1 protein-coding gene is annotated in these 1,098 nt (G+C 65.8%); it reads right to left on the reverse strand.

Translation table 11 applies throughout. From position 1 onward, the window contains the following. A partial coding sequence (tuf, locus tag ABID77_RS22590; protein ID WP_429600735.1) for an elongation factor Tu occupies window positions 1–1,097 on the reverse strand: 1,097 nt, incomplete at its 3' end. Between the last annotated feature and the right edge of the window lies 1 nt (window position 1,098).

Consider the following 1,098-nt stretch of genomic DNA (forward strand, 5'->3'; position numbering starts at 1 on the left):
ATCAGCTTGACGGTGATGCTGACGTTGTCGCCGGGCATGACCATCTCCTTGTCCTTGGGCAGCTCGATCGCGCCGGTCACGTCCGTCGTGCGGAAGTAGAACTGCGGACGGTAGTTGTTGAAGAACGGCGTGTGACGGCCGCCCTCGTCCTTGCTCAGCACGTACACCTCGGCGGTGAAGTGCGTGTGCGGCTTGATCGAGCCGGGCTTGCACAGCACCTGGCCGCGCTCGACTTCCTCGCGCTTGGTGCCGCGCAGCAGCACGCCCACGTTGTCGCCGGCCTGGCCCTGGTCGAGCAGCTTGCGGAACATCTCTACGCCCGTGCAGATCGTCTTGACCGTCGGGCGGATGCCCACGATCTCGATTTCCTCGCCGACCTTGATCACGCCGCGCTCCACCGCACCCGTGACCACCGTGCCGCGACCCGAGATCGAGAACACGTCTTCCACCGGCATCAGGAACGTGCCGTCCACGGCGCGCTCGGGCGTCGGGATGTAGGTGTCCAGCGCGTCGGCCAGCTTCATGATGGCTTCCTCGCCCAGCTTGCCCTTGTCGCCTTCCAGCGCCAGCTTGGCCGAGCCGTGGATGATGGGGGTGTCGTCGCCCGGGAAGTCGTACTTGTCGAGCAGCTCGCGCACTTCCATCTCGACGAGCTCGAGCAGCTCGGCGTCGTCGACCATGTCGCACTTGTTCAGGAACACGATGATGTAGCCCACGCCCACCTGGCGCGCCAGCAGGATGTGCTCGCGCGTCTGGGGCATCGGGCCGTCGGCGGCCGAGCACACCAGGATCGCGCCGTCCATCTGGGCGGCGCCGGTGATCATGTTCTTCACGTAGTCGGCGTGGCCGGGGCAGTCGACGTGCGCATAGTGGCGGTTGGCCGTCTCGTACTCGACGTGCGCGGTGTTGATCGTGATGCCGCGTGCCTTCTCTTCGGGCGCCGCGTCGATCTGGTCGTAGGCCTTGGCCTCACCGCCGAACTTCGCCGACAGCACCGTCGCGATCGCCGCCGTCAGCGTCGTCTTGCCATGGTCCACGTGGCCGATCGTGCCCACGTTCACGTGGGGCTTGGTGCGGGTGAATTTACCTTTTGCCATT

Origin of the sequence: Variovorax sp. PvP013 (genome assembly GCF_050435945.1) — a bacterium.
Taxonomy (GTDB): domain Bacteria; phylum Pseudomonadota; class Gammaproteobacteria; order Burkholderiales; family Burkholderiaceae_C; genus Variovorax.